This is a genomic window from Streptomyces sp. Edi2 (assembly GCF_040253635.1).
In the GTDB taxonomy this organism is placed as follows: Bacteria; Actinomycetota; Actinomycetes; order Streptomycetales; family Streptomycetaceae; genus Streptomyces.
Genome location: NZ_JBEJGX010000003.1, coordinates 6,010,276 through 6,034,918 on the forward strand (window position 1 = coordinate 6,010,276; position 24,643 = coordinate 6,034,918).

The 24,643-nt window shown below is 73.3% G+C and carries 16 protein-coding genes; 12 read left to right on the forward strand and 4 right to left on the reverse strand.

Annotated features, from left to right (window positions below; all coding sequences use genetic code 11):
* Positions 1 to 56: 56 nt before the first annotated feature.
* A complete protein-coding gene (locus tag ABR737_RS29970; RefSeq protein ID WP_502964403.1) occupies positions 57 to 3,152 on the reverse strand; it encodes a lysylphosphatidylglycerol synthase domain-containing protein in 3,096 nt (1,031 codons plus the stop codon).
* 186 nt (positions 3,153 to 3,338) lie between these two features.
* On the opposite strand from ABR737_RS29970, the gene ABR737_RS29975 reads away from it, so the two are divergent.
* The 5 genes from ABR737_RS29975 to nudC all read left to right on the forward strand — a co-directional run bounded on the left by ABR737_RS29975 (position 3,339) and on the right by nudC (position 14,527).
* A complete protein-coding gene (locus tag ABR737_RS29975; RefSeq protein ID WP_350253758.1) occupies positions 3,339 to 3,845 on the forward strand; it encodes an MGMT family protein in 507 nt (168 codons plus the stop codon).
* 283 nt (positions 3,846 to 4,128) lie between these two features.
* Positions 4,129 to 7,803, forward strand: a complete 3,675-nt coding sequence (locus ABR737_RS29980) for an ATP-dependent helicase (RefSeq protein ID WP_350256976.1) — start codon at positions 4,129 to 4,131, stop codon at positions 7,801 to 7,803.
* Positions 7,804 to 8,449: 646 nt separating this feature from the next.
* Complete coding sequence (locus tag ABR737_RS29985) at positions 8,450 to 12,106, forward strand: ATP-dependent helicase (protein WP_350253760.1); 3,657 nt, start codon at positions 8,450 to 8,452, stop codon at positions 12,104 to 12,106.
* 10 nt (positions 12,107 to 12,116) lie between these two features.
* A complete protein-coding gene (locus ABR737_RS29990) occupies positions 12,117 to 13,517 on the forward strand; it encodes a dipeptidase (RefSeq protein ID WP_350253761.1) in 1,401 nt (466 codons plus the stop codon).
* Between the two features lie 74 nt (positions 13,518 to 13,591).
* The gene (gene nudC / locus ABR737_RS29995) at positions 13,592 to 14,527 is read left to right on the forward strand and encodes an NAD(+) diphosphatase (protein WP_350253763.1); all 936 of its coding nucleotides are present in this window, start codon (positions 13,592 to 13,594) and stop codon (positions 14,525 to 14,527) included.
* A gap of 245 nt (positions 14,528 to 14,772) precedes the next feature.
* On the opposite strand, the gene ABR737_RS30000 is transcribed toward nudC, so the two are convergent.
* The gene (locus ABR737_RS30000; RefSeq protein WP_088799819.1) at positions 14,773 to 15,015 is read right to left on the reverse strand and encodes a mycoredoxin; all 243 of its coding nucleotides are present in this window, start codon (positions 15,013 to 15,015) and stop codon (positions 14,773 to 14,775) included.
* Between the two features lie 442 nt (positions 15,016 to 15,457).
* Between ABR737_RS30000 and ABR737_RS30005 the strand changes: the two genes are divergently transcribed.
* From ABR737_RS30005 to ABR737_RS30025, 5 genes are all read left to right on the forward strand, one after another.
* Entirely contained in the window at positions 15,458 to 17,686 is a 2,229-nt protein-coding gene (locus ABR737_RS30005; RefSeq protein WP_350253765.1) for an ATP-dependent DNA helicase UvrD2, read from the forward strand.
* Between the two features lie 145 nt (positions 17,687 to 17,831).
* Positions 17,832 to 18,155 carry a hypothetical protein gene (locus ABR737_RS30010; protein ID WP_350253767.1) on the forward strand — a complete coding sequence of 108 codons (324 nt, stop codon included), beginning with the start codon at positions 17,832 to 17,834 and terminating at the stop codon, positions 18,153 to 18,155.
* Between the two features lie 118 nt (positions 18,156 to 18,273).
* Entirely contained in the window at positions 18,274 to 18,627 is a 354-nt protein-coding gene (locus ABR737_RS30015; RefSeq protein WP_026169602.1) for a WhiB family transcriptional regulator, read from the forward strand.
* Positions 18,624 to 18,941: a putative WhiB-interacting protein gene (locus tag ABR737_RS30020; RefSeq protein ID WP_350253769.1), complete on the forward strand. Its 318-nt coding sequence runs from the start codon at positions 18,624 to 18,626 to the stop codon at positions 18,939 to 18,941. The genes ABR737_RS30015 and ABR737_RS30020 overlap by 4 nt, the downstream gene beginning before the upstream one ends.
* A gap of 97 nt (positions 18,942 to 19,038) precedes the next feature.
* Complete coding sequence (locus ABR737_RS30025) at positions 19,039 to 19,236, forward strand: hypothetical protein (protein WP_328384728.1); 198 nt, start codon at positions 19,039 to 19,041, stop codon at positions 19,234 to 19,236.
* A 225-nt stretch (positions 19,237 to 19,461) separates the two neighbouring features.
* Here the strand turns inward: ABR737_RS30025 and ABR737_RS30030 are convergent, their stop codons facing one another.
* Positions 19,462 to 20,901, reverse strand: coding sequence for an ABC1 kinase family protein (locus ABR737_RS30030; RefSeq protein ID WP_350253771.1), 1,440 nt, complete (start codon positions 20,899 to 20,901; stop codon positions 19,462 to 19,464).
* Positions 20,902 to 20,957: 56 nt separating this feature from the next.
* Positions 20,958 to 22,085, reverse strand: coding sequence for a ThiF family adenylyltransferase (locus tag ABR737_RS30035; RefSeq protein WP_350253773.1), 1,128 nt, complete (start codon positions 22,083 to 22,085; stop codon positions 20,958 to 20,960).
* 177 nt (positions 22,086 to 22,262) lie between these two features.
* Here ABR737_RS30035 and ABR737_RS30040 point away from each other — a divergent pair, with 177 nt between their 5' ends.
* Positions 22,263 to 22,886 (forward strand): M48 metallopeptidase family protein, encoded by a 624-nt coding sequence (locus ABR737_RS30040; RefSeq protein WP_350253774.1) that lies wholly within the window; start codon positions 22,263 to 22,265, stop codon positions 22,884 to 22,886.
* 113 nt (positions 22,887 to 22,999) lie between these two features.
* Positions 23,000 to 24,631 (forward strand): TerD family protein, encoded by a 1,632-nt coding sequence (locus ABR737_RS30045; protein WP_350253776.1) that lies wholly within the window; start codon positions 23,000 to 23,002, stop codon positions 24,629 to 24,631.
* The last annotated feature ends 12 nt before the right edge of the window (positions 24,632 to 24,643 follow it).

The following is a 24,643-nucleotide window of genomic DNA, read 5'->3' on the forward strand; positions in this document are numbered from 1 at the left end:
GCGGTGCGCCGCACGTACGGGCGGGGTTTCCCGTCCGGCGCGGCGGCGGCTTCCGCTCAGATCTCGCCCTTGTGGGTGAGGTAGTTGAAGGCCACCCAGCCCGGCAGCACCGGCAGCCAGAAGACCATCAGGCGGAACAGCAGCACCGCCGGGAACGACGTATCGGCGGCGAGCCCGGAGACCGTCAGCGCACCGATCAGCGCGCCCTCGACGGCACCCACACCGCCCGGCGTCGGCGCGGCCGAGCCCAGCGCGTTACCGGCCAGGAAGGCCACCGCGATGCTCGCGTAGCTGATCGTGTCGCCGCCGCCGAACGCGCGGATCGAGGCGTCCAGGCACATCACGTTCGCCGCCGTCAGCAGCAGCATCCCGCCGATGCCGGTGACCAGCTTCCCGGGCCGCTGCAGGATGTCCAGCATCCGCGGGACCACCCCCGCGAACAGCGACCGCACCCGGGTCGAGACGAACTTCCGCAGCGCCGGCACCGCCGTGACGATCAGGACCAGTACGGCCACGGTCAGCAGTCCGGCGATGACCGTACGGGACGGCGAGATCGTCGGGGTCTGCTCCTGGGTGCCGGTCAGGTAGCCGAAGACCAGCAGCAGCAGGACATGGCTGCCCAGACCGAACAGCTGGGACGCGCCGACGCTCGCCACCGCCAGCCCGGGCCGGACCCCGGCGCGCTGCAGGAAGCGGGTGTTGAGCGCCACTCCGCCGATCGCGGCCGGCGCCACCAGCTTCACGAAGTTGCCCGCGATCTGCGCGATCACCGTCCGGACGAACGACACCCGCTCCGTGACGAACCCCAGCAGGCTCATCGCCGCCGCGATATACGTCAGCCCCGAGAAGAGCATCGCGACCAGCACCCACTCCCAGCGGGCCTTGTTGACCATGTCGCCGAGGTTGAAGTTGGTGAGCTGGGACAGCAGGAGGTACACGGCGAAGGCGCCGGCGATCCAGGTGATCAGGATGCGCGGGCTGAGCCGTTCCAGCTTCGCGGGTTCGATCACCGCCGTCGGACGGATCAGCAGCACCTGCCGGCGGATCTGGGCGAGCAGGTCCTCCTCGCGGGCCTCCTCCGAGGCATCGTCCAGGGCCCGCTTCTCGGCGGTCTTCTCCGCATGCCGCTCGGCCCGCATCGTCTTGCGGTCCTTGGGGCCCTCCGCCTCTCGTGACTCCCGTGCCTCCTTGGCGGCCTGGGAGGCCTCCAGCACCGCCTCGCGCTCCCGCTTGGCGCGCTCACGGGCGAGCTGGCGCAGCGTCGCGCGGGTGGTGCGGCTCAGCGCGATCGGCTGCAGCAGCGGCAGGCTGTCGGCGACCGCGTCCGGGCCCAGCACCTCGACGGCCGCGGCCACCGCGCGCTCGGCACCCACCCGCAGACCGCAGGTGGCCAGCAACTGGGCGATGTCCATCCGCAGCACGAGATCACCGGCCGCGATCTCGCCGCCGCGCAGCTCGGTCAGGACGATGGTGCCGGAACGATCCATCAGCAGCGCGTCCCCGACCAGCCGCCGGTGCGCGATGCGCCGCGACTGCAGCGCCTCGACCTGCCGCCATGCGCTGTGCATCAGCGCGTCGGTGATCTCCTCGTCGGCCAGCGAGTCGAAGGTGCGGCCGCCGATGTGCTCGTAGACCAGCATCACCGCGTCCGGGCCGAGCTCGGAGGTGGCGATCAGCTTGGGGGCGTGGGCGCCGGCCGCGATGGCCGCGTACGCCAGCAGCGCCTCTTGCTCCAGCGCCTGGCGCAGCGACTGCAGACTGCGGCGCTGGTTGATGCCGCGCAGCGAGAGCCGGCGCCACACGCGGTAGAAGAAGCCGTGCGCCTGCTGCTCGCGGTCGACGACGGTGACATCGATCGGCGGCCCGTCCTCCAGCGTGACGAGGTAGCGGCGGCCGCGGTCGGGGTGGTCCCAGTGGTCGGTGGTGCCGGCGTCCTCCGCACGCAGCGCCGAGACCGGGTGGAAGCCGACCCGGCGCAGTCCCGCGAGCAGGTTCTGGCCGGTGGGGCGGACATTGGGGGAGCCGACCGCGTAGAGGGTGCCGTAGGCGACGGTCCACCCGATCAGCACGGTCGTGATGATCGCGAACGGGGTGGTGTACCGCCCGACCAGCACCGCGAACGCGTCCAGCAGCAGCACGCACCACATCGCGACCCGCCAGCGCGGCCGCCGGGACATGCCCACCGCCGTCATATAGGCGATCACCGGGGCCAGATAGCTGTGCACCGGAGCGGAGAGCGAACCGTTCTCCAGGGGCTGGGTCAGCGCGTCCCGGATGGAGACGGGCGCGGCATCGGCCACCCACAGATCGGCGGCCAGCGACACCCCGTGGGCGAGGACGGCGGCCAGCACCCCGTCCGCGATCCGCAGCCCGTCGCGCTTGATCAGCCGCTCCACGGCGAACGCCACCGGCACGATCAGCACCGCGACGCTGGAGGTCAGCCCCGCCAGGTTGATCAGCAGCGGGGGCGCCGCCTTCGCGCCGGTGCCGATGTCCCGTGCCAGGCCCTGGGTGGTGCCGTGGGCGAAGGTGGCGAGCCCCAGGACGAGGGCGATCCCGGCGATGCCGAGCAGCAGGCGCAGCAGGTCGGCGGGGCGGTGCACCCGGGCGGGCAGCAGCGGTTCGTCGCCGGAGACCCGGTCGACGTGGAACTCGCCGTACTCGTCGGAGCTCAGGTCGGAACGGTGCGAGCCCGTGTGGGGCTTGTCCGGAGCGGCGTGGGGCCTGTCCGGAGCCGTGGGGGGAGCCGGCTGGGGCTTGCCCAGGGGCGTGCCGGCCTCCGGCTCCTCGCGCCGCTCGCGCGCGGCCGGTCCGTCCTGTCCCTGCTCGGGCTCCTTGCCGTTCCGCTCCTCCTCGCTCTTCTCCTCGTCCCGCTCGGTTGGCTCGGGCTCCTTGGGCTCTTCCGGCCTCTCGGACGCCCCGGGTCGTTCGGCCTTCTCGATCGTGCTCGCCTTTTCGGTAGCGGAAGCCGTGCCCGGCCTCCGTTGGTGCGTCCCCTGTGGCGCCGCCTGCTGCCGCTTCGGCCGCTCGGTCGGTGCGGCCGGTCCGGGCGCGGTGCCTGCGGCGTCGACGGCCAGTGCCTCAGGGGTGCCCGCCTCCCGTGGAGGCGCCGCACCCTGCTGCTCGGCTGTCTCTTCTTGATCTCGTATCACCAGTCACCGTCCGGAAGATGGTGGCACGGCCGACCGGTGGAGGGGGGCATCAGGGTGCATTTCGGGGGTGCGGGAAGCGGAACGCCCTCCCATCACCGGGGCAGTCGCGCCTTGCCGCCGACCTCTTGAAGGCGCCGGACCGTGTGTCCGATCCCATTGTCGGTGCCGTACGGCAGGATGGACCGAATGAGTGGGACCGGAGATGAGGCGGCGGGTGAATTCCCCGCAAACCCGGAAGATCCGGAGTACCCGGAGTACGCGGAACGGGTCCTGGCGGTTGCCGAGCTGATCCCGGCGGGCCGGGTGATGACGTACGGCGATGTCGCGGAGTGGCTCAAGGAGGAGGAGCAGCCCGAAGGGCTGGTGGCGGAGGGCGGTGGCGGGCGAGGGACGGGCGGGCCGCGGCAGGTGGGGCGGGTGATGGCGCTCTACGGCGCCGCCGTGCCCTGGTGGCGGGTGGTGCGCGCGGACGGCCGGCTGCTGCCCGGCAGTGAACTGCGCGCCCTGGGGCACTACCGCGACGAGGGCACCCCCTTGCGGACGGCCCCGCATGCCGCCGAGGACCACATACCGCGGCTCGACATGCGGCGGGCCCGCTGGGACGGGCGCCAGGACGGAGACGCGGACGGCGGCGTGGGTGGTGGCGCGAACGGTGGCGCGGGCGGTGCTGCGGACGGCGGCGCGGCTCCCTAGCGCCGACGGCACCGCGCGACGGGCCGTGGCAGGCTCAGCGGCCCGGACGCGGCCTGGCGTAGCGTCGGGCACTGCCGTCACGACGACGGCTCCGCCGCGCACCGCGCAGCCGGACCACCCCTGACCGGCGGCCCGCGGCGCCGCGCACCACGCACGCACCACGACCAGCACCTCCTCAGGACCGGCGATCCACGTGAGTTCCTCCTTCTCGGCCTCCCCGGCCATCCCGCCGGCGCCGCCCCACCGGGTGGCGCCGCGGGGTGCCGCAGGCACGTACCGGCTGGTGCGCACCCCGCCGGGGCGGGTGGCTCCTCCTGCGTTGGACGCAGCCCAGCGCGCCGTGGTTGACCACCGGCAGGGGCCGCTGCTGGTGCTGGCCGGACCGGGCACCGGAAAGACCACGACCCTGGTGGAGTCGGTGGCCCGCCGGGTGCGGGCCGGCGGCGACCCCGAGCGGATCCTCGTCCTGACCTTCAGCCGCAAGGCCGCCGTCGAACTCCGCGACCGGCTCGCGGCCCGGCTGGCCGACCTGGAGAACCCGGTCGGCGGCGCGCCCGCCACAGGGGGCGGACCACGGGCGGGCATCCCGCAGGCGACGACCTTCCACTCCTTCTGCTACGCCCTGGTCCGCGCCCATCAGGACGCCGACCTCTTCGCCGACCCGGTGCGGCTGCTGTCCGGACCCGAGCAGGATCTCGTCGTCCGCGAGCTCCTGGCCGGACAGGCGGAACTGGCCGGCGCCGGCCGTGCCCCGGTGAACTGGCCGGACGAGCTGCGGGCCTGCCTGACCACCCGCGGCTTCGCCGACGAGGTCCGTGCGGTGCTCGCCCGCAGCCGCGAACTGGGCCTGGGCCCGGACGCCCTCGGCGCCTTCGCCCGGCGCACCGGCCGCCCCGACTGGAGCGCCGCGGCCGGCTTCCTCGCCGAATACCTCGACGTCCTGGACGCCCAGGGCGTACTGGACTACGCCGAACTGGTGCACCGCGCGGTGCTGCTCGCCGAACGCACCGACGTCGCGGCGCACCTGGCCGCCTCCTATGACGCGGTCTACGTCGACGAGTACCAGGACACCGACGTCGCCCAGGTACGGCTGCTGCGCGCGCTCGCCGGCAACCACGGAGCGACGGGGGCGCCGGGCTCCCCGGGACGCACCCTCGTCGCCTTCGGCGACCCCGACCAGTCGATCTACGCCTTCCGGGGCGCCGACGTCAACGGCATCCTCGACTTCCCCGAGACCTTCCGCCGCGGGGACGGCACCCCCGCCCCGGTGGCCGTGCTCGGCACCTCCCGGCGCTCCGGCGCCGCGCTGCTCGCGGCCACCCGGCTGCTGACCCGCAGGATGCCGCTCACCCGCCTCCCGGCCCGGACGGTACGCGCCCACCGCGAGCCGGTGCCCGTACGGGACGGCGGCCGCGTCGAGGTGTACACGTACCCGACGCCCGGCAGCGAGCTCGACAACATCGCCGACATCCTGCGCCGCGCCCATCTGGAAGACGGCGTGCCCTGGCGCGAGATGGCCGTCCTCGTACGCGCCGGGGGGCGCTCACTCCCCGCGGTACGCCGTGCGCTCACCTCGGCCGGGGTACCCCTCGACATCGACGGCGACGATCTGCCGCTGCGCCACGAACCCGCGGTCGCCCCCCTGCTGACGGCACTACGGGCGGCGGCGCGGGCCGCGCTGGGGCAGGGTCCGGCGGGGGCCGGGGCAGGCGGGACCGGCTCGGACGGGGCCGGCTCGGACGGAGCCGGCCCGGACGGTGCTGGCCTGGACGGTGCCGGTCCCGGCGGTCCTGGCGAGGCGGGAGCTGCCGCGGGCGCCGTCGGTGAGGCCACTTCCGGAGACGTCCCCTCCGGTACGGCCGCCCCCGATGACGCCTCGTTCGCCGAGGTCACCCCCGATGACGACCCGTTCGCCGAGGTCGATCCTGATGGCGCCCTGTTCGCCGAGGCCGATCCTGATGACCTCCCGTTCGCCGAGGCCGCCCCCGATCCGGCCTCCGACCCGGCCCCCGCCGGAGTCGCCGCCCGCCCCGTACTCGATGCCGAAACCGCCCTCGACCTGCTGACCTCCCCCCTCGGCGGCATGGACTCCGCCGATCTGCGACGGCTGGGCCGGGCCCTGCGCGAGGAGGAACGGGCCGCCGGACAGACACCTCCGCGGCCCTCCGACGAACTGATCGCCCAGGCGCTCGCCGAACCGCAGCGCCTGGTGGCGCACGACCCCGCCTACGCCCGCGGCGCCCAGCGGCTCGGGCTGCTGCTGCGCAAGGCCCGCGAACTGCTGGCCGGCGGCGGCACCGCGGAACAGGCGCTGTGGGAGCTGTGGGACGGCACCCCCTGGCCGCAGCGCCTGGAGCGGGCCGCCCACCGCGGCGGTGCCGCCGGGCGCAACGCCGACCGCGACCTGGACGCCGTCGTCGCCCTCTTCGAGACCGCCGCCCGCGCCGAGGAGCGCACCGGCGGCCGCGGCGCGCTCAACTTCCTGGAAGAACTCGACGCCCAGGACATCGCCGCCGACACCCTCACCCGCCGCGCGGTGCGCCCCGACGCCGTACGGCTGATGACCGCACACCGCGCCAAGGGCCTGGAATGGCGGCTCGTCGTCGTCGCCGGAGTCCAGGAAGGCCTCTGGCCCGACCTGCGCCGCCGCGGATCGCTCCTGGAAGCCGACCGGATCGGCCGCGACGGCCTGGCCGAACCGCTCACCCCGGGCGCGCTGCTCGCCGAGGAACGCCGGCTGTTCTACGTCGCCGCCACCCGGGCCCGCGAACGCCTGGTCGTCACCGCGGTGAAGGCCGCTGCCGACGACGGCGACCAGCCCTCCCGTTTCCTGACCGAGCTGGGCGTCACCCCCCAGGACGTCACCGGCCGCCCGCGCCGCCCCCTCTCGGTGGCCGCGCTCGTCGCCGAGCTGCGCGCCACCACCGTCGACCCGGATGCCACCCCCGCGCTGCGCGAGGCCGCCGCCCAGCGGCTCGCGAAACTGGCCGCCCTGCACGACGACGATCACCACCCCCTGGTACCGGCTGCCCACCCGGACAACTGGTGGGGCCTGTTCGAACCCACCCACAGCACCGTCCCGCTGCGCGACCGCGACCGTCCCGTGGTCCTCTCCGGCAGCGCCCTCGACCAGCTCGCCAACACCTGCTCCCTCCAGTGGTTCCTGGGCCGCGAGGTCAAGGCGGACACCCCCGCCACCGCCGCCCAGGGCTTCGGCAACGTGGTGCATGTGCTCGCCGACGAGGTCGCCTCCGGCCGCACCCCCGCCGATCTGTCCGTCCTGATGGAGCGCCTGGACTCCGTATGGGACTCCCTCGCCTTCGACGCCCCCTGGAAGTCACGCCAGGAGAAGGAGTCCGCCCGCGCCGCCCTGGAGCGCTTCCTGCGCTGGCACGTCATGGAACGCGAGACCCGTGGCCGGGACACCGCCGCCACCGAGCACGGCTTCGACCTCACCCTCCGGGCCGGCGCCTACGAGGTCCGCATCCGCGGCAGCATGGACCACGTCTCCCGGGACGCGCAGGGCCGGGCGTATGTCGTCGACTTCAAGACCGGCAAACAGAAGCCGACCGGCCCCGAGGTCGCCCGCCACCCCCAGCTCGCCGTCTACCAGCTCGCGGTGCGCGAGGGCGCGGTCGACGACGCCTTCGACGGCCGCACGCCGCAGCTGGGCGGCGCGGAACTGGTGCATCTGCGGCTGGGCGCGGCCCAGAAGGAAGGCGGCGACGCCCTGCCCGCCGTACAGGCACAGCAGCCGCTGGAGGCGGCGGCCCCCTCGGCGGACGAAGGGGGCGCCCCGGCGGAGGCCGGGGGCGAGTGGGTCGGCGAACTGCTCGCCACCGCGGCGGGCCGCGTACTGGAAGAGCGGTTCACCCCGACCACCGGCACCCACTGCACCCACTGCACCTTCCGGGCATCATGCAGCGCACAGCCGGAGGGACGGCACGTCGTCGAGTGAGCGGGGCCGCGGCGCTTGGCTTGTTTCCCACGTTGTCGGCTTCCCCGCCGTGAGGGTTTCTCTTGTTTCGCCTGCGGCGGGCCGGTCCGCTGCGCTTTGCCTCGGACCGTTTTTGGCTTTGGCCGCCGTGGGAGTTCGCCGCCGTGGCGCCTGCGGCGGGCGTGGGTGGTCGGGTGCGGTGCCGCTCCTCCGGACTCCGTCCTGCGGCGCGGCCCCTCCCGTGAGTGGGTGGAAGAACCTGCGTGGGGGTGCACGTGATCGTTTACGTGCACCCCCACCGGCCTTCACCTCCCTCCACCACGGGAGGGGACGGGCCGGAGGGGCAGGGTGTCCGGGCTTTGCTTCCGAAGATCAAAATAAAGAGCAAAGGCGGAGCGCAGCGAAGCGTAAAGCGAAGCAGTCCGGACACCCTGCCCCTCCGGCCCGTCACCGCACCCACAGCCCCGCGCAGCGGCCCCGCCCGCCGCCAGGCGCAACGGCGGCGAACTCCCACGGCGGGACAGTCGAAAGCGGGGTGAGGCAAAGCGCAGCGGACGGGCCCGCCGCCAGGCGCAACAAAGAGAAACCCCCACGGCGGGACAGCCGAAAACGTGGGAAGCAAGCCAAGCGCAGCGGATTGTCAGTGGCGACCGCTACGGTTTTTGTTGTGTCAGCTCGCCTCACCGACCCCGAGCAGCTCAAGCAGCTGCTCGGCATCCCGTTCACGCCGGAGCAGACGGAGTGCATCACCGCCCCGCCCGCCCCGCAGGTCATCGTGGCCGGAGCCGGTTCGGGCAAGACCACGGTGATGGCCGCGCGCGTGGTGTGGCTGGTCGGCACCGGGCAGGTCGCCCCCGAGCAGGTCCTCGGGCTGACGTTCACGAACAAGGCGGCCGGCGAGCTCGCCGAACGCGTCAGGGCCGCGCTCCTCGCCGCCGGAGTCACCGACCCGGACGCGCTCCCGGCCGATGCCGGCGCCACCGCCACCGGCCGGTCCGACGGGCAGCCCACGGGAGAGCCGCGGATCTCCACCTACCACGCCTTCGCCGGCCAGCTCCTCAAGGACCACGGCCTGCGCATCGGCCTGGAGCCCAGCGCCCGGCTCCTCGCCGACGCCACCCGCTTCCAGCTCGCCGCCCGTACGCTCCGTGCCGCCCCCGGCCCCTACCCCGCCCTCACCACCTCCCTGCCCTCCCTCGTGGAGGACCTGCTCGCCCTGGACGCCGAGCTCGCTGAACACCTCGTGGACCCCGCCGCGCTCCGCACGTACGACACCGAGCTCCTGGCCGCCCTCGACGGCGTGAAACTCACCAACGCCGACCTGCGCAAGGCCCCCGAGACCGCCCGCGGCCGCCTGGAACTGCTCGACCTCGTCACCGCCTACCGGGCCGAGAAGCGCCGCCGCGACCTCCTCGACTTCGGCGACCAGATCGCCCACTGCGCGACCCTCGCCACCACCCGCCCCGAAGTCGGCCGGATCCTGCGCGACGAATTCCGCGTCGTCCTGCTCGACGAGTACCAGGACACCTCCGTTGCCCAACGGCTGCTGCTGTCCGGCCTCTTCGGTGCCGGCACCGACACCGGCACCGACACCGGCACCGGCACCCCCACCGGGCATGCGGTCACCGCCGTCGGCGACCCCTGCCAGGCCATCTACGGCTGGCGCGGCGCCTCCGTGGCCAACCTCGACGACTTCCCCGTCCACTTCCCCTTCCAGGACGGCACCCCCGCCCGCCGGTACGCCCTCAGCGAGAACCGCCGCAGCGGCGGCCGCCTCCTCGACCTCGCCAACGGCCTCGCCGCGCCCCTGCGGCGGATGCACGAGGGCGTCGAAGCACTGCGCCCCGCCCCCGGCGCCGAGCGCGACGGCACCGTCCGCTGCGCCCTGCTGCCCACCCACGCCGAAGAGCTCACCTGGCTCGCCGACTCCCTCGCCCACCTCGTCCGCACCGGCACCCCGCCCGGCGAGATCGCCGTGCTGTGCCGCACCGCCGGTGATTTCGCCCGCATCCAGGGCGAACTGGTCGCCCGGGACCTCCCCGTGGAGGTCGTCGGCCTCTCCGGACTGCTGCACCTGCCCGAGATCGCCGACCTCGTCGCCGTATGCGAAGTGCTCCAGGACCCCACGGCCAACGCCGCCCTGGTCCGCCTGCTGATCGGCCCGCGCTGGCGGATCGGCCCCCGCGACCTGGCGCTCCTGGGCCGCCGCGCCCGCACCCTCGTCCACCACACCGCCCCGTCCGACGACCCGGGGCAGCGCCTCGCCGAGGCCGTCGAAGGCGTCGACCCGGCCGAGACCATCTCGCTCGCCGACGCCCTCGACACCTTCCTGGAGGCCGAAGGACCCGGCGACGGGCTTCCCTTCTCTCCCGAAGCCCGGGTGCGCTTCGCCTACCTGGCCGCCGAACTGCGCGACCTGCGCCGCTCCCTCGGCGACCCCCTCATGGACGTGCTCCACCGGGTGCTGGCCGCCACCGGCCTGGAAGTCGAGCTGTCCGCGTCCCCGCACGCCCTCGCCGCCCGCCGCCGCGAAACCCTCGGTACCTTCCTCGACATCGCGGCCGGATTCGCGGCCAAACAAGGCGGCGAATCCCTCGACGGCGACGCCACCCTGCTCGCCTTCCTCGGCTTCCTGCGCACCGCCGTCCAGCACGAAAAGGGCCTGGACAGCTCCCTTCCCGGCGGCGACAACACCATCAAGGTCCTCACCGCCCACAAGTCCAAGGGCCTGGAATGGGACGTGGTCGCCGTACCCGGCCTGGTCGCCAAGCAGTTCCCCAGCGAACAGGCCCGTGAGTCCTGGACCAGCCGGCCCAAGGTCCTCCCGCACGCCCTGCGCGGCGACGCCGCCACCCTCCCCGACGTCGGGGAATGGGCCGCCCGCGGCCTGAAATCCTTCAAGGAGGCGATGAAGCAGCACCAGGAGACCGAGGAACTGCGCCTCGGCTATGTCACCTTCACCCGTCCCCGCTCCCTGCTGCTCGGCTCCGGCCACTGGTGGGGCCCCCAGCAGAAGCGACCGCGCGGCCCCTCCGCCTTCCTGGAGGCGCTGCGCGAGCACTGCGAGGCGGGACACGGCGAGATCGAGCACTGGGCCGGGGCCCCCGAGGACGGCGAGGAGAACCCCGCCCTCGCCGAGGCCGCCACCGAACAGGCCTGGCCGCTGCCCCTGGACCCCACCGCCACGGCCCGCCGCCGCGCCGCCGCGGCCACCGTCCGCGCCCATCTGGAACGCCGTACGGGGGAGGGGTCCGCCGCCTTTGCCGCCGCCCCGCCGTCCCTGTCCGCCCACGACCCCGACTGGCCGCCGCCACCGGCGGATGACGGCTTGGACGCCGATCCGTTCGACATGCCGGAGGCCGCCCCCTTCGACGAGGCCGACCCCTTTGACGAGGCCGACCCGTTCGACGACGACGCTCCGCTCACCGCCCAGCCGGGCGCAGCCCCCGCCGCCGATGCCGCGCCGCACGACACCTCCGAAGCCGGCCCGGCCCCGCTCCGTGCCCACATCGGTGCCCAGCGCTCCACCGAGCCCGACCTCACGGCAGGTACGGACGCCGGCATCGCCCACGCCGGCGAGACCGCGCCGCACACCCTCCTCCCCGAGGAGCGGCGCACCGTCGGGTCCTGGGACCGCGATCTGGACGCCCTCGCCGCCGAGCTGCGCCGCTCCCGCGCCACCGTCCGCGACGTCCCGCTGCCCTCCGCGCTCAGCGCCACCCAGCTGCTCCGCCTCGCCGCCGACCCCGACGGCTTCGCCCGCGAACTGGCCCGCCCCATGCCGCGCCCGCCGCAGCGCGGAGCACGCCGGGGCACCCGCTTCCACGCCTGGGTCGAGTCCCGCTTCGAAGAGCTGACGCTGCCCCTGCTCGGCCCCGACGAGCTGCCCGGCGCCGAAGCGGGCGAGGAAGCCGCCATCGTCGACGAACACGACCTCGAGGCCCTCAAGGAAGCCTTCGCCCGCACCCCCTACGCCCACCGCACCCCCTTCCGCGTCGAAGCCCCCTTCCAGCTCACCCTCGCGGGGCGGGTCATCCGCGGCCGGATCGACGCCGTCTACAAAGAGCCCGGCCCCGACGGCGACCGCTTCGAGATCGTCGACTGGAAAACCGGCCGGGCCCACAGCGCCGACCCCCTCCAGCTGGCCGTCTACCGCCTCGCCTGGGCCGAGCGGTACGGCCTGGAGCCGTCCGCCGTCGGCGCCGCCTTCCTCTACGTCCGCAGCGGCGAGGTGGTCCGGCCCGCCCGGCTGCCCGGCCGCGCCGGACTCGAACGCATCCTGCTCGGCGAGACCGCCGACCGGCGTCCCCCACAAGGCCGATAGGCTCGGGCGTATGAGCACAACCCCGGACAGCGCCGTCCGCGCGTACATCACCCTGCACCGCGAAGCGTTCCTCGAGGACCTCGCCGAGTGGCTGCGCATCCCCTCCGTGTCCGCCGACCCCGAGCGCGCCGGCGACGTACGCCGCAGCGCCGAATGGCTCGCCGCGAAGCTCTCCGACACCGGCTTTCCCACCACCGAGATCTGGGAGACCGACGGCCTGCCCGCGGTCTTCGCCGAGTGGCCCTCGGGGGACCCGTCCGCGCCGACCGTGCTCGTCTACGGTCACCACGACGTCCAGCCCGCCGCCCGCGAGGACGGCTGGCACACCGACCCCTTCGCCCCGCAGACCGTCGACGGCAAGCTCTACGCCCGCGGCGCCGCCGACGACAAGGGCCAGGTCTTCTTCCACACCCTGGGCGTGCGCGCCCACCTCGCCGCGACCGGCCGCACCGCCCCCGCCGTCAATCTCAAGCTGCTCATCGAGGGCGAGGAGGAGTCCGGCTCACCGAACTTCCCGGCCCTGATCGAGAAGCACGCCGACCGCCTCGCCTGCGACGCGGTGATCGTCTCTGACACCGGCATGTGGTCCAGGGACACCCCCACGGTGTGCACCGGCATGCGTGGCCTGACGGACTGCCAGATCGACCTCTACGGCCCCGACCAGGACCTTCACTCCGGCTCGTTCGGCGGCGCCGTCCCCAACCCCGCCACCGAGGCCGCCCGGCTGGCCGCCGCGCTGCACGACGACGACCGCCGGGTCGCCGTCCCCGGCTTCTACGACGGCGTGATCGAGCTCACCGACCGCGAGCGGGAACTCTTCGCCGAGCTGCCCTTCGACGAGGAGGAGTGGCTGCGCACCGCGCACTCCCACGCCCCCCTCGGCGAGGCCGGCAGCACCACCCTGGAACGCATCTGGGCCCGCCCCACCGCCGAGGTCAACGGCATCGGCGGCGGCTACCAGGGCCCCGGCGGCAAGACCATCGTGCCGTCCACCGCACAGCTCAAGCTGTCCTTCCGGCTGGTCGCGGGCCAGAGCGCGGTCGCCGTGCAGCAATCCGTACGCGACTGGGTCGCCGCACGCCTCCCGGCCGGCATCCGCCACGAGATCACCTTCTGGGGCGCCACCCGCCCCTGCCTCACCCCGCTCGACCACCCCGCGCTCCAGTCCCTCGTCCGCGCCATGGGCCTGGCCTTCGAAGACAAGATCCGCTTCACCCGCGAGGGCGGCTCCGGACCGGCGGCCGACCTCCAGGACGTCCTCGGCGTCCCGGTCCTCTTCCTCGGCATCTCCGTGCCGTCCGACGGCTGGCACGCACCGAACGAAAAGGTCGAGCTCGACCTGCTGATGAAGGGCGTCGAGACCGCCGCCCTTCTGTGGGACGACCTGGCGGAGACCTGGCGCCCGGCCTGACCGCACGCGCCCCCGTAACGCTCCGCGCCCGTACGCAGCAATCACCCACGCCACAGGGGGAGTTGGAAACAGCAGTGACCACCTGGACCGACCACACAGCCGGCCGGCCGCTCACCTTCAGCGCGCCGAGCGGAATCGACCGCTCCGCCCATCACCGGCTCGACGAGGCATGGCTGGCGGCGGCCTGGAGCCACCCGACGACGCGTGTCTTCGTGGTGTCCGGCGGGCAGGCGCTGATCGACGACACCCCTGACGGCCGCACCGAGCTGATCACGACGCCGTCGTTCGAGGCGCCGCTGACCGAGGCCCACCGCTACTACCTCGGCACCGACGGCGAGGGTGTCAGCTACTTCGCCCTCCAGAAGGACTCGCTGCCCGGCCGCATGGACCAGTCCGCGCGCCCGGCGGGCCTGCGCGAGGCCGGTCTGCTGCTGTCGCCCCGTGACGCGGGCCTCCTCGTGCACGCCGTTGCCCTCGAAAACTGGCAGCGCCTGCACCGCTTCTGCTCACGCTGCGGTGAGCGCACCGTTATCGCAGCGGCGGGCCACATCCGCCGCTGCCCGGCGTGCGGCGCCGAGCACTACCCGCGCACCGACCCGGCCGTGATCATGCTCGTCACCGACGAGGACGACCGCGCCCTCCTGGGCCGGCAGGTCCACTGGCCCGAGGGCCGGTTCTCCACCCTTGCCGGCTTCGTCGAGCCGGGTGAGTCCATCGAGCAGTCGGTGGCCCGCGAGGTCTTCGAGGAGGCCGGCGTCGTCGTCGGCGAGGTCGAGTACATCGCCAGCCAGCCCTGGCCCTTCCCCTCCAGCCTGATGCTGGGCTTCATGGCGCGCGCCACGTCGTCCGAGATCCAGGTCGACGGCGAGGAGATCGAAGAGGCCCGCTGGTTCTCCCGCGAGGACCTGCGCGCCGCCTTCGACTCCGGCGAGGTCCTGCCGCCCTACGGCATCTCCATCGCCGCCCGCCTCATCGAGCTCTGGTACGGCAAGCCGCTGCCCAAGCCGTGAACACCCGACGGCGAGCCGGGGGAGCAGCCGCACGGCGGCGCGCACCCCGGACGCCGTCGGGCGGCAGGCGGTAGGCAGAAGGCGGCACGCAGCGGACAACAGGCTGTCGACAGCACGACAGCGCCCAGCAGCCAGCAGGCCGTCGGCCGGTCCCACATGGGGGATCCGGCCGACGGCCTGCCGCGTACACGGGGGGGCGCAGCCGTCAGACCATCAAGCCATCCGGCCGTCAGGTCATCCGGCCGTCAGGCCCCGACCTTCTCCTTGACCTGCGCCAGGGACGGGTTGGTCAGCGTCGAGCCGTCGGGGAACCGCACGGTCGGCACCGTCTGGTTGCCGCCGTTCGCCTTCTCCACGAACGCCGCGGACTCCGGGTCGTGCTCAATGTTGATCTCGGTGTACGCGATGCCCTCGCGGTCCATCTGGCCCTTCAGCCGACGGCAGTATCCGCACCAGGTCGTGCTGTACATCGTCACAGTGCCCGCCATGCGTCCCGCGCTCCTTCGTCAAGTCTTGATCCGAAACCGCCCGACGCCCTACTCGGCACTCGGCGCGGCCAAGCACCACAACGTACGACGTGCCCGGGGCATTCCCCGGGGGGACCCCACCCCCACCCCACCCCCACCCCGCCCCACTCCGCCCTCACCGCCCCACCCCGCGAGACCGCCCCCACCGGCCCCCGCACCGCGTCAGCCCCACCGCGCTACCCTCCAGCCGCTGCCGCTGCCGCTGCCGCTGCCGCTGCCGCTGCCGCTGCCGCTGCCGCTGCCGCTGCCGCCCGCTGCTCTCCGCTCGCCGCTGAGAAAAGCAAAGCATCATCCGCTCCCGCGTGCCGGAAGCTGTCCACAGGGCATGTGATGCGTACGACCGGGGTGCGGCGGCTGTGGACGGGCTTCCCGGGCGGCCGCGCGGACCTGGCAGCATGGCGGGGTGACAGCAGCAACGGACTCCTCTCTTTTCCCGCAGGTGCCTGACTCGGCCGACGGGGTGCTCGACGGGCTCGACCCCGAGCAGCGCGAGGTCGCCACGGCTCTGCACGGTCCCGTCTGCGTGCTGGCCGGCGCCGGCACGGGCAAGACCCGCGCGATCACCCACCGGATCGCCTACGGGGTGCGGGCCGGGATCCTGCAGCCCGCGAGTGTGCTGGCGGTCACGTTCACGGCTCGCGCGGCGGGCGAGATGCGCGGCCGGCTGCGGCAGCTCGGCGCGGGCGGGGTCCAGGCCAGGACGTTCCACTCCGCTGCCCTGCGGCAGCTCCAGTTCTTCTGGCCGAAGGCCGTCGGCGGGGATGTCCCGCGGCTGCTGGACCGCAAGATCCAGGTCGTCGCCGAGGCCGCCGCCCGTTGCGGCATCCGGCTGGACCGCAATGAGCTGCGCGATGTCACGGCCGAGATCGAATGGTCCAAGGTCACCCAGACCGTGCCGGCCGACTACCCGGCCGCCGTCACCAAGGCCGGCCGCGAGGCCCCTCGTGATCCGGCCGAGGTCGGACAGATCTACCGCACCTACGAACAGCTCAAGCGCGACCGCGGCAGCATCGACTTCGAGGATGTGCTGCTGCTCACGGTCGGTGTGCTGCAGGACCGGCACGACATCGCCGAGCAGGTCCGGGCCCAGTACCAGCACTTCGTCGTCGACGAGTACCAGGACGTCAGCCCGCTCCAGCAGCGGCTGCTGGAGCTGTGGCTGGGGGACCGCGACACCCTCTGTGTGGTCGGCGACGCCGGCCAGACGATCTACAGCTTCACCGGCGCCACCCCCGACCACCTCCTCAACTTCCGCACCCGCCATCCGAACGCGACGGTCGTCAAGCTCGTCCGTGACTACCGCTCCAGCCCCCAGGTCGTGCACCTCGCCAACGGTCTGCTCTCCCAGGCCAAGGGGCGCGCCGCCGAGCAGCGCCTGGAGCTGGTCTCGCAGCGCGAGGCCGGGCCCGAGCCCGTGTACACGGAGTACGCCGACGAGCCCGCCGAGGCCGAGGGCACCGCCCGCCGGATCCGTGACCTGATCGCCGCCGGCGTGCCCGCCGGGGAGATCGCGGTGCTCTTCCGTATCAACGCCCAGTCCGAGGTCTACGAGCAGGCGCTGGCCGACGCCGGCGTGCCGTATCTGCTGCGGGGCGCCGAGCGGTTCTTCGAGCGGCCCGAGGTGCGTGAGGCAGGCGTCAAGCTGCGCGGCGCCGCCCGCTTCGGTGCCAACGACGCGCTGCTCGACGACGCCATGGACCTGCCGTCCGAGGTGCGGGCCGTGCTCAGCGACATGGGCTGGACGAGCAGGCCGCCGGCCGGCTCCGGGGCGGTACGGGACCGCTGGGAGTCCCTGGCGGCGCTGGTCCGCCTGGCCGAGGACTTCGCCAAGGCCCGGCCCGCGGCCACCCTCGCGGACCTCGTCGCCGAGCTGGACGAGCGGGCCAACGTCCAGCACGCCCCGACGGTCGAAGGGGTGACCCTGGCGTCCCTGCACGCCGCCAAGGGCCTGGAGTGGGACGCCGTCTTCCTGGTCGGCCTCACCGAGGGCATGCTGCCGATCACCTACGCCAAGACGGACGAGCAGATCGAGGAGGAGCGCCGGCTGCTCTATGTCGGCGTCACCCGCGCCCGGGTGCATCTGGGCCTGTCCTGGTCGCTGGCGCGCTCTCCCGGCGGGCGGGCCTCCCGCCGCGCAAGCCGCTTCCTGAGCGGCCTGCGGCCCGGGTCCGGGGCGGCCGCCGGCCGCCGGACGCCGGGCGCGCTCTCCGGGGGCGTCGAGCGCGGCGAGGGGGCGGCGGTGGTGACGCGGCGCCCCCGGCACCGCAGCCCGGCCCGCTGCCGGGTCTGCAACCGGACCCTCACCGACGCGGGCGAGATGAAGCTGATGCGGTGTGAGGACTGCCCCTCGGAGCTCGACGAGGCGCTTTACGAGCGGCTGTGCGGGTGGCGGGCCGAGCAGGCGGCGCGTTCCCGGCAGCCCGCTTACTGCGTCTTCACCGACAAGACCCTGATGGCGATCGCGGAGGCCGTTCCGGGAACCGAAGCGGAGCTTGCGGTCATCTCAGGAGTGGGGCGGCGGAAGTTCGACCGCTACGGCAGTGACGTGCTGGCAATCTGTGCCGGCGAGGAGCTCGTGGGGACCTCGGAGGACGGCTCCGGGGACGCCGCGGAAAACTCGTCGGAAAAATAGTTTGCGCGCGCGGAGCGCATCCCCATAGCCTTCACAAGCAACGGAGACAACGGTTTCTTTCCGAGATCCGATGGATCCGTGCTGTACTTGAACACCCTGGAACGGGATTCCCGGTCCACCGAGACGCCGAGAGGAGGCGAGCCCAGTGATCAGCATCATCGAGACCAACAAAATGACCGATCTCTCGGTCGTCGCCACCTGCCCGCTCGGCTCCTCGCTCCTTGGTACCGGTATGTCCGGCTTCGGCCGTCCGTCCGGTATCGGGGTCGCGCGCCCCGAGGCCCTCGCTGTGCTGACGCGCGGCGAGCGTAGCGAGCGACCGACCGAGGCACCTGCGGTAGCAGCGGCGGCATCGGCGAATGCCTTTGTCTTCGCGGCGGCCAATGGTGCCGGATCCCGGAAGCAGTACCAGACGCAGCATGAAACGTGGGCCTACCGCGGCCACGAACCCTGGAGAGATCCAGCCTGATCGGCACGATCAGGTCGGCACCTTCCAGGGCCGCGGAACCCACACCGGGATCCGCGGCCCTTTTGTTTGCCCACGAGCCCGCCACCAGCCGGGCCGAACAGACGAGGAACACACCACCGTGCAACTGCAGACGCACACCCCGTCCGTAGCCACCGACCTGATCCCTCCGCCCGACCCTCAGGAGAACTCCTTGCTTCCCCTCACCGAGCTCGACGACGAGATCGACCGCCTCGGCGCCGCTGTTCCGTGCCGGACCTACGACCCCGAGGTCTTCTTCGCCGAGTCCCCGGCCGACGTCGAGTACGCCAAGACGCTGTGTCAGACCTGTCCGGTCCGCGAGGCCTGCCTCGCCGGTGCCAAGGACCGCCGTGAGCCGTGGGGCGTCTGGGGTGGCGAGCTCTTCGTCCAGGGCGTCGTCGTGCCGCGGAAGCGTCCGCGTGGCCGTCCGCGCAAGAACCCGGTCGCGGCATGAACACCCTCAGCACAGGAACGATCGACCGTCCCCTCACCCGGGACCCCCAGAAGCAGGACCACACGATGAACCCCTCTCTCACCGACACCCCCGTCCTTGTGAACACCGACGCGACAGAGTCGCGGCAGAACAGGAACCTCGCCATGCAACTCATCCCAGAAGCCCTGGCGCGTGCGCATATGCACCAACGCCTCCAGGAGGCCGAATCGGAACGCAGGGCTCATCGGCTCGCGGCCGCGCGGCGTATGCAGCGGCGCGCCGAGCGCGCGTCGCTCCGTGCCCGCCGGGCGCTGGCGATGGCCGTGATGCAGTAAGGCGCTGATGCCGCCACCCATGGGGTCCGCCCGACAGGGCGGGCCCCGCAGTGCGTTGCATCCCGTTTCGCGGGGCCGGCGGGGATATCGTCGGCTGGTGGACCAGAAGACGCATGAACGCGCGGAGTTGGCCGACGGGAACACGGTGTGCGCCGGCTGCGGCGCGGTCGCCGAGGGCGCCGGGCCGACCTGGACCTGCTCCGTCGAGAACGGTGAGCGCCGCTACTTCTGCGACACCTGTGCGCGGGAGAACATCCGGGCCATCGAAGGGCGTCTGGATTCCAGCTGGTGGTGAGGCCGGGCCGAGGCCGAGCCGCCGCCGAGGCCGAGCCACCGCCGAGGCCAGGCCACCGCCGAGGCCAGGCCAGCGCCGAGGCCGGCTAGTGCCGGGTCGGCCCCCGCCTGGGCAGGCGACGGCCTGGGGCGGCGACCGCCTGGGCCGGCTGACCCCGGGCCCGTCCCGTCGGCTCCGGCCGGCGGAGCAGACGGGACGGGCCTGCCCGGCGCCGCCGGGTCCCGCTCAGACCGTGGTCTCCTCGACGGACTCCTTCCCGAGGTCCGCGCCGATCCCGTCGTCCCCGAGGGCCTGGATACCGGCGACGTCCGGGCCGGCCGGCTCCTCCTCGGGCACAAAGCCGGGCAGCCACGCCTCCAGCTCGTCGCGCAGCCGTACCGTCGCCCCCAGCTGGCACAGCACCCCGATCGTGCTCAGGGTCACCCGGTGGATCAGGAGGTACGCGGGCGGCAGATTGAGCTGTTTGCCCAACTGGTGGGCGGGGGAGCGCGGATCGCCGATCCGGGTGGCCTGATGGCGCATCCAGCCCCGGGTGAAGGTGAACTCGTCCACCAGGGCGGGTTCGATGATCGGCAGGAGGTAGTCCAGCACCGCGTCCGGGTCCAGCTCGATGGACTCCTTGACGAAGCCCTCCTCGCACAGCAGCTGGTAGACGGCGTCCGCCTCGCCCTCCAGCGTCATCCGCAGCGAGGTCCCGATCGTCGGCGGCAGCCCCTCGGGCAGCCGGTCGACGGTGCCGAAGTCCAGCACCCCCAGCCGCCACTCCTCGACCGGGCCGTCCGGGAAGTCCCCGGCCAGCAGCCGGAAGTTGCCCGGGTGCGGGTCGGCATGCAGCAGGCCCGTACGGGCGGGGCCGGAGAAGAGGAAGCGGGCCAGCAGCTGACCGGCCCGGTCCCGCTGTTCGTCGGTGCCGTCCGCGATCACCTCCGACAGCGGCACCCCGTCCATCCACTCCGTCACCAGCACCTCGTCGCACTGGTGGACCACGGCCGGCACCACCACATCCGGGTCGTCGGCGAACTCCTCGGCGTGCGCCCGCTGGGCCGCCGCCTCCAGGGAGTAGTCCAGCTCCTCGGACACCCGGTCGCGCAGCTCGGTGATCAGCGGTTTGACGTCCATGCCCGGGATCAGCGGGCCCAGCAGCCGGGCGAACCGGCTCAGCTGTGCCAGGTCCGACAGCAGCGCCTGGCCGGCACCCGGATACTGCACCTTGACGGCCACCTCGCGGCCGTCGTGCCACACCGCACGGTGGACCTGTCCGATCGAGGCCGCCGCGGCCGGCTTGTCCTCGAACTCTTCGAACAACTCCCGCCAGTCCTCACCGAGCCGTTCCGCCAGTACGGAGTGCACCGTGCTGGTCGGCATCGGCGGTGCCGCCTCCTGAAGCTTCGTCAGGGCGGCGCGGTAGGGGCCGGCGATCTCCTCGGGCAGCGCCGACTCGAAGACGGACAGTGCCTGCCCGAACTTCATCGCCCCGCCCTTCAGCTCGCCGAGCACCTTGAAGAGCTGTTCCGCGGTGCGCTGTTGCAGCTCCCGGCCGACGATCTCGGCGGATCTGCCGCCGATCCGCTTGCCCAGGCCCCAGGTGGCACGGCCGGCGAACCCCAGTGGCAGCGCGGCCAGCTTGGCGGTGCGGGTGACCGCCTTGCGGGGAAGATCAGACATGTGCCCCTCCAACTCACACTGTCCCCCAACCGGGGTTACTCCGTCATTGTGGCGTGTCACGGCCGAGGATCCGAGGCGCCCGCCGCACCGGGTGAACCGGCAGCGCCGCAGCCGCACTCCGGATGCGGCTCGATCCGCACCGTCTGCACGGTGGCACACGGTGCGGCGAGCTCCATCCGCGCCCCTGTGCACGGCGGCAGTTCACCGTCGAGGAACGTCAGCGCCTGGACGGCGGCGACCCCCGCGACCGCGGTGGCCAGCGCGGCATCGCAGGCCGGCACCGCGGGGGAACCACGTCCCGACCGCCACTGCGCCAGCAGCCGCGGCCAGGCCGGCTCCGCGTCCGTACGGCGCAGTTCATCGCAGCGGGCACAGGCCGAACCTCCGGGCAGTACCAAGGGACCCACCACACCCGTGCCCTCGATCACCCCCGCGTAAAGATGCGGGATTCCGGCGGTGAGCAGCGGCTCGGAGAGCACGGGGTCGGGGGCGTAGGCACCGAGCCCGTCGCGCGGGGCGAGCACCACCAGGGACAGTCCGGGTTCGCCGGATTCGCTGACCGGGCCCTTCGGCCGCGGGGTACGGCCCCAGGGGGAGCAGCGGGTGACCAGCCGTCGGGCGGCGGCGTTGCGCCGCTCACCGGTCTGCTCGGCAGGCAGCGCACCGGGCATCACGTCCCACGGCTGGACCGTGCCACCGTCGAACACCTCCACCCGGCCGATCCCCGAGGCCGAGAGCAGCGCCGCGATCGCGGCGCCGACCCGCCCCGCCCCCTTGACCTTGGCCCTGACCGCCCGGCGCGCCCCCATCCGGTCCAGGGCGCCCGCGGGCTCCGGATGCCGTACCGACAGGGACGCCAGGTCGGGCCGCAGCTGTTCGAAGGCGGCGTGGTCCGCCCGTACGGCCTCGGCCGGCGGGCCGCCGGCGGTGGGGGCCTCCAGCAGCCCGGCCGCGCCGAGCCGGTCCACCACACCCCGTACGTGCTCGGGCGGGAGGTCCAGTAACGCGGCCTCCTCGATCAGTTGCTGCAGGGTGCGGGTGCCGTCGATCAGCGAGAGGAAGCTTCCGGTCGCCGTATCGACCGGGCCGACCACCAGCGCATGCGCCGGCGCCACGCCGAATCGCACCGTTTCCCTGTCCCGCCAGCCGCGCCGCAGCGCTGGCTTGAGCATCGGATGCCGCATCTCCGCCCCGTCCTTCGTCGTCCGGCTCCCAGCATGCGCCGTGTCGCGGATTCCTGCGGAAGTTATCCACAGGCAGGGGGTGCCGGTCGTACAAGCGGTGCACGCCATGGAGTGGTTCGGTGGCGAACCGTCCGCGGGGCGGGACTTCCCGCACCGCCAGCGGGTAACGTCGGGCGCGTGCCCGCCGACCCTTCCCACGGCCCAGGGGAAACACCCCTGCGCCGCGCCGCCGACACATCGCGCGGGGCTCCTCCGAGCCCCCAGGCCCGCGGGTCGGGCACCAGTGCCGTCGAGGTGCGCCGCAGCTCACGACGGCGCAGAACGGTCTCGGCGTACCGCGAGGGCAACCGCACGGTGGTCCTGATCCCGGCCCGTATGTCCGAGGCCGAGGAGCGGCGTTGGGTCACCGTCATGCTCGACAAGCTCGCCGCCCAGGAAAGCAAGCGGATGCTGGGCGACGACGAGCTGGCCCGGCGTGCCGAGCGGCTGTCCGGCCAGTATCTGGACGGCCGCGCCTGCCCCGCGTCGGTGCGCTGGGTGACCAACCAGAACACCCGCTGGGGATCGTGCACCCCCGCGGAGGGCAGCATCCGCCTGTCGCACCGCCTCCAGGGCATGCCGGAATACGTCATCGACTACGTCCTGCTGCACGAACTCGCGCATCTGCTCGTCCCCGGCCACGGCCCCCGGTTCTGGCGGCTGCTGGAGGCCTACCCCCGTACGGAGCGGGCCCGCGGCTACCTCGAAGGGGTGGTGGCGGCCGACCGGCTGCCCCATCTGCCCGTCGCCCGCGACGAGTGACCGCGGCACTGGACGGCATCCGCCGCGCCCCGGCATCGCCTGCTGTCGGCGCCAGCGGTTAGCCTGGCCGCGCAGAAGGAACTCACAGCCGGAGCGGGGGATGGACGTTACGTATGGCCAGGGAATTCCAGCGCGGCCACAAGGCCAAGATCGGTGATCTGACGGCGGGAACGGATCTGTACGTCGGCGTGCAGATCGCCGGACCCGGCCTGACCTTCGACATCAGCTGCTTCGGCCTGGACGCCGACGAGCGGCTGTCCGACGACCGGTACTTCATCTTCTTCAACCAGCCCAAGTCGCCCGAGGAGTCGGTCCAGCTGCTCGGGGCGCAGGCCGGCGACAGCGAGTCCTTCCGGGTCACGCTCGACAAGATCCCGCCGCATATCCACAAGCTCTCCTTCACCGCAGCGCTCGACGGTGCCGGCCAGGTCTCGCAGATCGGCCCCGGCTACCTCCGGATCGTGGCCGGCGGCGAAGAGGTGGCCCGCTACTCCTTCGACGGCAGCGAGTTCAGCACCGAACGCGCCGTCATGCTTGGCGACTTCTACCTCAAGGATGTCTGGCGGTTCGCCGCGGTCGGCCAGGGCTTCGACGGCGGCCTCGAGGCGCTGCTGAAGAACTTCGGCGGCGAGGTCGCCGAAGAGGCCGAGGCGCCGGCGCCGCCCACCACGGCACAGGGCGCGCCCGGCTTCGCACCGCCGTCCGGCGCGGCGGCCCCCGCGCCGTCCTTCGGGGCGCCCGCCGCCCCCGCCCCGCAGCAGCCCGCGCCCGACTTCGGCCCGCCCCAAGCGCCCCATGCCAGGCCCCAGCCCACCGTCCCGCAGGTGCACAACGCGCCCACCATCGCCGCGCCGCTGGCCCCGCCCGGTGTGCCCGGCCCGCCCGGGCAGCAGCCGCCGGCCCCGTACGGCCAGCCGGCGCCCGGTCAGGAGCCGTACGGGCAGCCGCAGACCGCGCCCGGCGGCTTCCCCGGCCAGCAGGCCCCGCCCTACGGTCAGCCCGCCCCGTACGGGCAGCCGGGACAGCAGCCTCCGGGCGCCTCTTACGGCGGCGGCCAGGGCCCCGCGATACCCCAGGGCGGTGGCCCCGGCCTAGGTGTCGTGCTGGACAAGTACAAGGAGGCCCCCACCGGTCAGCGCTGGACCCCGCAGAACAGCAAGCTGATCCGCGTCGACCTCGGCGTGGACGGCCAGCCGGTGCTGGCCCGCCAGGGCAGCATGGTGCTCTACCAGGGCAAGGTCGACTTCGGCTACAAGGGCGCCGGTTTCCGCGGCCGGATCGTCGGCAACGCCACCGGCCAGGAAATGCAGCTGATGCGCTGCACCGGCCAGGGGCAGGTCTTCTTCGCCGAGAACAGCGCCCACGTCCACCCCATCGAGCTGCAGGGCGACGCCATCTGCGTGTCCGCCGACGCCGTCCTCGCCTTCGATGAGTCGCTGCAGCACGAGGTCCGCAGGATCGAGGGCCACGGCATCCCCGGTGGCGCCCTGTTCACCATGCAGTTCCAGGGGACCGGCACCCTCGTCATCAAGACCCAGGGCACCCCGGTCGTGCTGCCGGTCACCCCGACCACCTTCGCCGACGCCAACGCCATCGTGGCCTGGTCCGCGGCCTCGCAGGTGATCATCTCCAGCCAGGTGAGCCTGCGCCGGCACGCCTTCCCCGGCCACTCCGGCGAGACCGTGAACCTCCAGTTCCGCGGCGCGCCCGGCAACTTCATCGTCGTCCAGCCCTACGAGGTCTGAGGGAGCCCGCAC

Coding starts and splice junctions, on each gene's coding strand:
- ABR737_RS30035 (WP_350253773.1), bottom strand. CDS start 22,085: ATGCGGCATCCGATGCTCAAGCCAGCGCTGCGGCGCGGCTGGCGGGAC.
- ABR737_RS30045 (WP_350253776.1), top strand. CDS start 23,000: ATGGCCAGGGAATTCCAGCGCGGCCACAAGGCCAAGATCGGTGATCTG.
- ABR737_RS30000 (WP_088799819.1), bottom strand. CDS start 15,015: ATGGCGGGCACTGTGACGATGTACAGCACGACCTGGTGCGGATACTGC.
- ABR737_RS29975 (WP_350253758.1), top strand. CDS start 3,339: ATGAGTGGGACCGGAGATGAGGCGGCGGGTGAATTCCCCGCAAACCCG.
- ABR737_RS30030 (WP_350253771.1), bottom strand. CDS start 20,901: ATGTCTGATCTTCCCCGCAAGGCGGTCACCCGCACCGCCAAGCTGGCC.
- ABR737_RS30020 (WP_350253769.1), top strand. CDS start 18,624: ATGAACACCCTCAGCACAGGAACGATCGACCGTCCCCTCACCCGGGAC.
- ABR737_RS29990 (WP_350253761.1), top strand. CDS start 12,117: ATGAGCACAACCCCGGACAGCGCCGTCCGCGCGTACATCACCCTGCAC.